Source organism: Myroides sp. C15-4, from assembly GCF_050522745.1.
In the GTDB taxonomy this organism is placed as follows: domain Bacteria; phylum Bacteroidota; class Bacteroidia; order Flavobacteriales; family Flavobacteriaceae; genus Flavobacterium.
This window is the reverse complement of record NZ_JBMVQX010000070.1, coordinates 1-4,050: the sequence shown is the minus strand read 5'-3', so window position 1 is coordinate 4,050 and position 4,050 is coordinate 1. Positions and strand designations below refer to the sequence as shown.

The 4,050-nt window shown below is 38.6% G+C and carries 4 protein-coding genes; all 4 read left to right on the top strand.

Annotation, left to right across the window (positions count from 1 at the left end; genetic code table 11):
• Positions 1–312: tyrosine-type recombinase/integrase (locus ACPDHL_RS16015; RefSeq protein WP_430533713.1), on the top strand; the 312-nt coding region annotated here is incomplete at its 5' end.
• The gene (locus tag ACPDHL_RS16010) at positions 291–1,388 is read left to right on the top strand and encodes an IS91 family transposase (RefSeq protein ID WP_131540136.1); all 1,098 of its coding nucleotides are present in this window, start codon (positions 291–293) and stop codon (positions 1,386–1,388) included. The genes ACPDHL_RS16015 and ACPDHL_RS16010, both read left to right, overlap by 22 nt.
• A gap of 381 nt (positions 1,389–1,769) precedes the next feature.
• Positions 1,770–2,993 (top strand): macrolide efflux MFS transporter Mef(C), encoded by a 1,224-nt coding sequence (gene mef(C) / locus ACPDHL_RS16005; RefSeq protein ID WP_225540529.1) that lies wholly within the window; start codon positions 1,770–1,772, stop codon positions 2,991–2,993.
• A gap of 3 nt (positions 2,994–2,996) precedes the next feature.
• Positions 2,997–3,881, top strand: coding sequence for an Mph(E)/Mph(G) family macrolide 2'-phosphotransferase (gene mph / locus ACPDHL_RS16000; protein ID WP_286408797.1), 885 nt, complete (start codon positions 2,997–2,999; stop codon positions 3,879–3,881).
• Positions 3,882–4,050 lie beyond the last annotated feature (169 nt).

The window sequence follows — 4,050 nt, the reverse complement described above, 5'->3', positions numbered from 1 at the left end:
TTATTTACTGGCAACACCAAAGATGCCAAAGGATTTGATTCGCGTTATAGTCAACGTGGCGTTCAATGGGCGATTCAGTCGGTTTGTAGAAAAGCTGGAATTTTAAAAGACGTTCACACGCATACCTTGCGTCACAGCTACGCTACACACTTGTTGGAAGATGGCGTGAATATTCTTCAGGTTCAGAAACTGATGGGACACGAACGAGTAGAAACCACAATGGAATACCTGCACGTTTGCCAATTGGAACAACAAAAAGTACACAGCCCATTAGATACCGTTTTTGCCTTATGCAGCCGCAGTGGGAGGTAGCCGATGTGCTTAGAAAGGTCGATTTGTCCAACCAAAACTTTACGGTTCATCAAGAGAAAACCTTACGGGCATTGACTTTATGTAGAACAGCAGCTTTGGGCGGACATGTAGATGCTTGTGATGCTTGTGGAAATATTAGCATCAGTTACAACAGTTGTAGAAACAGGCATTGTCCCAAATGTCAAGGGCACAAACGTGAAGAATGGATACAAGCTCGCGAGCAAGATTTGTTGCCTTGTTCGTATTATCATTTGGTATTTACGTTGCCCGATACGCTCAATGGTTTAGCGATTTCTCATCCGCAAATCATGTATCGCATATTATTTGAAGCAACTTGGGCTACAATGTCTCAATTTGGAAAAACAGAAGGATTGCAATTGGGAATGATCGCCATTTTGCATACTTGGGGACAAAATTTGAGTTTGCATCCGCATTTACATTGCATTGTTCCTGGCGGTGGAATTGATAGAAATGGCAATTGGAAACGCAAGATAAAAACCGATAAATATTTGTTTGCAGTAAAAGCTTTGAGTAAGGTTTTTCGGGCCAAATATGTAGCGTTGTTGCGCAAGGAAAAATTAGCGGATACTCAACTCTTACAAGGTTTGTTTGAAAAGAATTGGGTGGTTTATGCCAAACGACCTTTTGGTGGGCCAAAGCAAGTGATTGAATATTTAGGCAGATATACGCACAAGGTTGCGATAAGCAATCATCGGATAAAGAACGTAACCGATCACGAGGTTACTATTAATTATAAAGATTATAAAGACGGCAGTAAAACCAAGCAACTCACCTTAAAAAACGAAGAATTTGCAAGACGATTTAGCTTACATATTTTACCCAAACGCTTTGTGCGAATCAGACATTACGGAATTCTAAGCAGCAGTTGGAAACGCGGAAAGCTCCAGCAATTACAAAAAGAGTTAAATGTTGTACGCCCAATAATTGAACCCAAAACGCAACATAAAAAATGCTATTGCTGTAAAGTCGGTAATCTGATTACCTTGCATGTTTTTGGGCAAAGAGGACCACCGAAAGCCTATCTTATCGAAAATAAACTTGCGCCTGTGAATTAACTTTTACGGGTAAGGGAACTTGTGCTTTTTTGCATCGAAAAACAGTGTAAAAAAGTAAAAACAAACATAAAAAAAAGCAGTAATCGTAAAATTACTGCTCGTATATCTTAAAGCTGCACTTCGAAAACTCCATAATACTTTATTAGCTTCCTACGGTTCCGTTCAACGGGCTTTCATCTCGTGCCCTCCGGGCAAGACGAAAGCTTAGTTATTATGTGAAGGAATTTTTAGTATCTTTGTATTCAAATAATTCACATTTTATGTATTTCAGCAAGCCTTGGATTAAATAATAGGGTTATTCTCTTCAAACCCACTTTTATGGTATAGTACTATTTAGTATTATACTACAATTATTTTGTTGTATCATTTAATCAAGTTTTTATGGAAAACCGTAAATGGTTTAAGACCTATATGTTTATATGGGCTGGACAGTTTGCTTCAATGCTTACAAGTTATGCAGTTCAGTTCGCTATTGTTATATGGCTTAGTCTGGAGTACAATTCAGCCGAAGTTTTAGCCTACGCTGGAATAGCAGCAATGTTGCCCCAGGCATTGGTAGGTTTAATTGCAGGGGTATATGTTGACCGTCTCAATCGTAAATATGTAATGATTTTTTCGGATGCTTTTATAGCTGTCTGTGCCCTTGTGTTACTCGTCATTCTACAAAATGAAAATGTTAATCTGATATGGATTTACATTTTATTGGGTTTACGCTCTGTTGGTAATGCTTTTCACGCTCCAGCACTACAGGCAATAGCTCCGCTGATTGTACCCCAAAATGAATTGATAAAGGTAGCAGGAATTAATCAGGTGTTACATTCGGTTTGCAGTATTGGTGGTCCTGCCATTGGCACATTAGCCATTGCGTATCTTCCCATTTCAAAAGTATTGTACTTGGATTTGATTGGAGCATTGCTGGCTATTCTTTCACTCGTGATGGTGAAAATTCCCAATGTGGTTGCGAAGTCAAAATCGTCTGCACATTCTATTGCTACAGAATTTTCTGAAGGGTTTCAGACTGTTTCCAAAAACAAAGGTTTGCGTTATCTTTTTCTTTATGCAATGGCGATAACCTTTGTTATAATGCCAGCTGCTATTATGTTTCCGTTGCTTACAACAGGGCATTATGCAGGAGGAAAATGGGAGATGGGAATTGTAGAAGTGGTTTGGGGCGGAGGTATGCTTATTGGCGGTGTCATCCTGAGTATTTTCAAATTAAAAGGCTCAAAAGTAGTCGCAGTCAATGTTATGTATGTATTATTGGGACTTACATTTATTTTGAGTGGTGTATTACCTGCAAGTTGGTTTGTAGGATTTGTGATGGTAACAGCCATTGGCGGTATCAGTCTGTCCGTTTTCAATGGCTGTTTTACAGCAATTGTACAAACAGAGGTAAGTCCTGAAAAATTAGGACGTGTATTTTCACTTTATTACAGTTTGGCAGTTTTGCCAAGTGTAATCGGTTTATTATTCACAGGTCTAATTGCAGAAGTTATTGGTGTAAATAGTACGTTTATCATAAGCGGTTGTTTGGCAATCGTTGTGGGTATTCTTTCGTTTAGCACTCGCAACTTAATGCTATTAGGTAAAATCAAAAAAGTTTAAAAAATGAAAAATAGAGATTTTCAAAAATTAGCGGAAAGAAATGGTTTATTTCTTTCGGATGAAATGAGTTTTAACGATATGGGAATTGACTTTAAGGTTGGTTTCGCTACAGATAAGGATGGGACAAAGTGGTTGTTGCGTATCCCAAGAAGAACAGACTTAGGCGAACAGATTGCGAATGAGAAACGTATTCTTCAATTGGTGTCGAAATACCTTTCGGTACAAGTTCCTGACTGGCGTATAGCTAATGAAGAACTTGTAGCCTATCCTTTGCTTGATGGAAAGCCTGCACTAACTTATGATACTGAGACCTATGAAGTAACTTGGAATATGGCTAAAGACAGCGAACTTTACATTCCATCGTTGGCGAAGGTTTTGGTTGAACTTCATTCCATTCCAACGCAAGAGGTTCTTAGTAACGGATTAAAAGTGTTGACGGCAGAACAAGCCAGAAATGAGATTTCAGAAAGATTGCTTTTGGTGAAATCTGAATTAGGTATAAGTACCGAATTAGAAAATCGATACCAAAAATGGGTGGATAATGATGCCTTATGGCCGAATTTTACAAAATTCATTCACGGTGATTTGTATGCAGGTCACACCCTTACTCATATCAATGGAGAATTGTGTGGAATTATTGATTGGTCAACAGCACAAGTCAGCGATATAGCACAAGATTTTTCAGGTCACGTCACTGTTTTTGGTGTAGAAAGTCTGAAAAATTTAATTTCGGCATACGAAAAACAAGGTGGAGAAGTATGGGATAAACTGTTTGAACAAGCAGTTGAGCGAGCTGCTGCCGCACCTTTAGCTTATGGATATTTTGCTTTAGAAACACAAGATGAAATTCATCTTAGTTCTGCAAAATTACAGTTAGGTGTTGAGTAGAATTTTTTTAGTAGGGGCTGACACCTTAATCGGGTCAGCTCCCTATTATTTCAAGGGATGTTTGTCTATTAGCGGTGTTGTGTAGCCTTGCAGCTAACGTTTGGCAAATTGGCGATGGAGCCGACTTTTAGCACAAATGTTGAATAGAATTACTAATCTTCAACATTGC